Raw genomic sequence first — 4,496 nt, forward strand, 5'->3', positions numbered from 1 at the left:
GCCGGAAGAAGTGGCGATGACGGCGGTGTTCCTGGCATCGGATGAAGCGCCGTTCATCAACGCGAGTTGCATCACCGTCGATGGCGGGCGCTCGGCGCTGTACCACGATTAAGAAAGAGAAATAAGCGAATTCAGCAGTATCGGATGACGCACTGGCCGTGGTGCGACGTCATGAAAACAAAACGCGGCCAACACCTTCGTACCAACTAGACATTCAAGTCAGGAGACAGACCATGAAACGCAGAATGTTCATCACGCTGGTGGCCACGGCTACGGCTGCAAGCGCCACCATGTTCGCGGCGCCGATCGCGCAGGCCGCTGATCCGGTCAAGATTGGCTTTCTCGTGAAGCAGCCGGAAGAACCGTGGTTCCAGGACGAATGGAAATTCGCCGAAATGGCCGCCAAGGACAAGGGCTTCACGCTGGTGAAGATCGGCGCGCCGTCGGGTGAAAAAGTCATGAGCGCGATCGACAACCTCGCCGCGCAAAAGGCCCAGGGTTTCGTGATCTGCACGCCTGACGTCAAGCTCGGACCGGGCATTGTCGCCAAGGCGAAAGCTGCGGGGCTCAAGATGATGACGGTCGATGACCGCCTGGTCGACGGCTCGGGCAAGCCGATCGAATCGGTCCCTTACATGGGCATTTCGGCGTTCAACATCGGCAAGCAAGTGGGCGACGGCATTGCTGCAGAGATCAAGAAGCGCGGCTGGAACATGGCCGACGTGGGCGCGATCGACGTGACGTATGAGCAACTTCCGACGGCGCATGACCGTACCGCTGGCGCAGTCGAAGCGCTGGTCGCGGCCGGTTTCCCGAAGGCGAACATCGTGATGGCGCCGCAAGCCAAGACCGATACGGAAAACGCCTTCAATGCAGCGAACATCGCGTTGACGAAAAACACGAAGTTCAAGCACTGGGTCGCATTCGGTCTTAACGACGAAGCTGTTCTCGGCGCCGTGCGTGCAGCAGAAGGCCGTGGCTTCAAGGCGGACAACATGATTGGCGTGGGTATCGGCGGCTCGGATTCGGCTTTGAACGAATTCAAGAAACCGAACCCGACCGGCTTCTACGGCACGGTGATCATCAGCCCGAAGCGTCATGGCGAAGAAACGACGGAACTGGTCTACACGTGGATCAAGGACGGCAAGGAACCGCCGCTCGTGACGCTCACGACCGGCATGCTGGCAACGCGTGACAACGTGGCCGACGTGCGCGAGAAGATGGGCCTGGCATCGGCTAAGTAAGCGGCCAAGTAAGTTCTGTGTAGTACGGACCGCGTTGCACAAGCCGCGCGGTCCGCTCGAATTCCAAGGAGGCGATGTGTCAGCGACGCTGCGTTTTGACAATATCGGCAAGATTTTTCCAGGCGTGCGCGCGCTCGACGGCGTGTCGTTCGACGTCAACGCCGGCGAAGTGCACGGTCTGATGGGCGAGAACGGCGCGGGTAAATCGACTTTGCTGAAAGTGCTGGGCGGTGAATATCAACCCGATTCCGGGCGTGTCCTGATCGATGGCAACGAGGTGAAGTTCTCGAGTGCGGCGGCATCGATTGCGGCGGGCATCGCGGTGATACACCAGGAATTGCAGTACGTACCGGATTTGACCGTGGCCGAGAACCTGTTGCTCGGCGCGTTGCCGAGCACGCTCGGCTGGGTACACAAGCGCGAAGCGAAAAAGCATGTGAGCGAACGCTTGCGGCAGATGGGCGTGGATCTCGATCCGAACGCGAAGCTGAAGAAGCTTTCCATCGCGCAACGGCAGATGGTGGAAATCTGCAAGGCGCTCCTGCGCAACGCACGCGTGATTGCGCTCGATGAACCCACGTCTTCGCTCTCGCATCGCGAGACGGAAGTGCTGTTCAAGCTCGTGCGCGATCTGAAAGCGGATAACCGCGCGCTGATCTACATCTCGCACCGGATGGATGAGATCTACGAGTTGTGCGACACGTGCACGATTTTCCGCGATGGCCGCAAGATCGCGTCGCACGCGAATCTGGGCGAAGTCCCGCGCGATACGCTCGTGCAGGAAATGGTCGGCCGCGAGATTGCGGACATTTACGATTACAAGGCGCGGCCGCTCGGCGACGTGCGCTTTTCGGTGAAGAACATTGAAGGCCACGCGCTGCGCGAACCGACGAGTTTCGAAGTGCGTCGCGGCGAGATCGTCGGCTTCTTCGGGCTGGTCGGCGCAGGCCGCAGCGAACTGATGCACCTGGTCTACGGCGCGGACAGCAAGAAGGCTGGCACGATTGCGCTCGATGGCAAGCCGATCAAGATCCGCAGCGCGGGCGAAGCGATCCGTCACGGAATCGTGCTGTGTCCGGAAGACCGGAAGGAAGAGGGCATCATCGCGATGGCGACGGTTTCCGAGAACATCAACATCTCGTGCCGGCGACACTATCTGCACGCGGGTTTGTTTCTCGACCGGAAGAAAGAAGCCGCAACGGCTGACCGGTTTATCCAGTTGCTGAAGATCAAGACGCCGAGCCGCAAGCAAAAGATCCGCTTTCTCTCCGGCGGCAATCAGCAAAAAGCCATTCTGTCGCGCTGGCTCGCCGAGCCGGAACTGAAGGTCGTGATCCTCGATGAACCCACGCGCGGTATCGACGTGGGCGCCAAGCACGAGATCTACAACGTCATCTATCAACTCGCCGAACGCGGTTGCGCGATCGTGATGATCTCTTCCGAATTGCCCGAGGTGCTGGGGGTATCGGACCGGATCGTGGTGATGCGGCAAGGGCGGATCGCGGGCGAATTGCCGCGCGGACAAGCGAACGAACAATCAGTGCTGAATCTTGCGCTGCCTGTGCAAACCGAAACGACTGCGCAGGCAGCCTGAAGCGAAAAGTGGAGACGGAGGACATCATGGAAGTCAGGGAAAACATAGCAAACACGCTGGTGCCGGCGAAGAACGACAAGCAGAAGTGGTGGCAGCAGATCACCGAATACAGCTTGATCGTGATCTTCGTGGTGATGTTCATCACCATGTCGCTGTCGGTCGATCACTTCTTCTCGATCGAAAACATGCTCGGGCTCGCGCTGTCGATTTCGCAGATCGGCATGGTCGCCTGCACGATGATGTTCTGTCTGGCATCGCGCGATTTCGACTTGTCGGTCGGGTCCACGGTCGCGTTCGCCGGCGTGCTCTGCGCGATGGTGTTGAACGCGACGGGCAATACGTTCATCGCGATCATCGCGGCGGTCGCGGCAGGTTCGGCGATCGGCTTCGTGAATGGCGCAGTGATCGCGTACTTGCGGATCAACGCGCTGATCGCCACGCTCGCCACCATGGAAGTGGTGCGCGGGCTTGGGTTTATCGTGTCGCATGGTCAGGCGGTCGGCGTGTCGTCGGATACGTTTATCGCGCTCGGCGGATTGACGATGTTCGGCGTGTCGCTGCCGATCTGGGTCACGCTGGCGTGTTTCATTGTGTTCGGCGTGCTGCTGAACCAGACCGTGTACGGACGCAATACGCTCGCAATTGGCGGTAACGCAGAAGCGTCACGTCTGGCGGGTATCAATGTAGAACGCACGCGTGTCTGGATCTTCCTGATCCAGGGCGCGGTGGCAGCGCTGGCCGGTGTGATCCTGGCGTCGCGGATTACGTCGGGTCAGCCGAACGCGGCCGATGGCTTCGAGCTCAACGTGATTTCCGCGTGCGTGCTCGGCGGCGTGTCGCTGCTTGGCGGCCGTGCGACCATTTCGGGCGTGGTGATCGGCGTGCTGATCATGGGTACGGTCGAGAACGTGATGAACCTGATGAACATCGACGCGTTCTATCAGTACCTCGTTCGCGGCGCGATCCTGCTCGCCGCCGTGCTGCTCGACCAGTTGAAGAACCGCGGCTCACGCGATTAATTAGGGGTTCGTAAAACGATGGCCAGTTCAGTCGATAAAACCCTTGCGCGCTATCCGAGTCTCGCCGGCAAGGTGGTGCTGATCACCGGCGGCGCGACCGGAATTGGCGCGGCGTTCGTCGAGCATTTCTTCGATCAGGGCGCGAAGGTCGCGTTCTTCGATATCGATACGAACGCCGGCGAAGCACTTGCCGACCAGCTCGGCGCGGATCTGGACGAAAGCCAATTCCGGCCCGTGTTCCTGCGCGTGGACCTGACGGATATCGTTGCGTTGCGGCAGGGAATCGCCGATGTTCGCAGCACGCTTGGACCCATCGGCGTGCTCGTGAACAACGCGGCGAACGACAAGCGCCACAAGATCGAAGACGTGACGCCCGAGTCGTATGACGCGGGTATCGCCGTGAATGTGCGCCATCAGTTCTTCGCGGCGCAGGCTGTCATAGACGATATGAAACAGCTTGGCGGCGGCTCGATCATCAATCTGGGATCGATTAGCTGGATGCTGAAGAACGGCGGTTTCCCGGTCTACACCACGGCGAAGGCGGCGGTGCAAGGCATGACGAACGGCCTCGCACGCGATCTCGGCCCGTTCAATATCCGCGTGAATTCGCTCGTACCGGGCTGGGTGATGACGGACAAG

Annotated in this window: 5 protein-coding genes; all 5 read left to right on the top strand. The window is 60.0% G+C overall.

Annotated elements, in window-relative coordinates; genetic code table 11:
* Positions 1 to 112 (top strand): SDR family oxidoreductase (locus ACFFAR_RS25565; RefSeq protein ID WP_375508693.1); only part of this gene is annotated, 112 nt, incomplete at its 5' end.
* A gap of 121 nt (positions 113 to 233) precedes the next feature.
* Positions 234 to 1,244 carry an arabinose ABC transporter substrate-binding protein gene (locus tag ACFFAR_RS25570; protein ID WP_062000261.1) on the top strand — a complete coding sequence of 337 codons (1,011 nt, stop codon included), beginning with the start codon at positions 234 to 236 and terminating at the stop codon, positions 1,242 to 1,244.
* Between the two features lie 76 nt (positions 1,245 to 1,320).
* Entirely contained in the window at positions 1,321 to 2,838 is a 1,518-nt protein-coding gene (gene araG / locus ACFFAR_RS25575; protein WP_062000260.1) for an L-arabinose ABC transporter ATP-binding protein AraG, read from the top strand.
* Between the two features lie 26 nt (positions 2,839 to 2,864).
* Positions 2,865 to 3,857 carry an L-arabinose ABC transporter permease AraH gene (gene araH, locus ACFFAR_RS25580; RefSeq protein WP_375508691.1) on the top strand — a complete coding sequence of 331 codons (993 nt, stop codon included), beginning with the start codon at positions 2,865 to 2,867 and terminating at the stop codon, positions 3,855 to 3,857.
* Positions 3,858 to 3,875: 18 nt separating this feature from the next.
* Positions 3,876 to 4,496 (top strand): SDR family NAD(P)-dependent oxidoreductase (locus ACFFAR_RS25585; RefSeq protein WP_375508692.1); only part of this gene is annotated, 621 nt, incomplete at its 3' end.

The sequence above is a fragment of the uncultured Caballeronia sp. genome (assembly GCF_964243625.1).
Lineage (GTDB): Bacteria > Pseudomonadota > Gammaproteobacteria > Burkholderiales > Burkholderiaceae > Caballeronia.

What these genes read in the sequence shown, in the direction of transcription:
- ACFFAR_RS25570 (WP_062000261.1), top strand. Translation starts at nt 234, where the DNA reads ATGAAACGCAGAATGTTCATCACGCTGGTGGCCACGGCTACGGCTGCA.
- araH (WP_375508691.1), top strand. Translation starts at nt 2,865, where the DNA reads ATGGAAGTCAGGGAAAACATAGCAAACACGCTGGTGCCGGCGAAGAAC.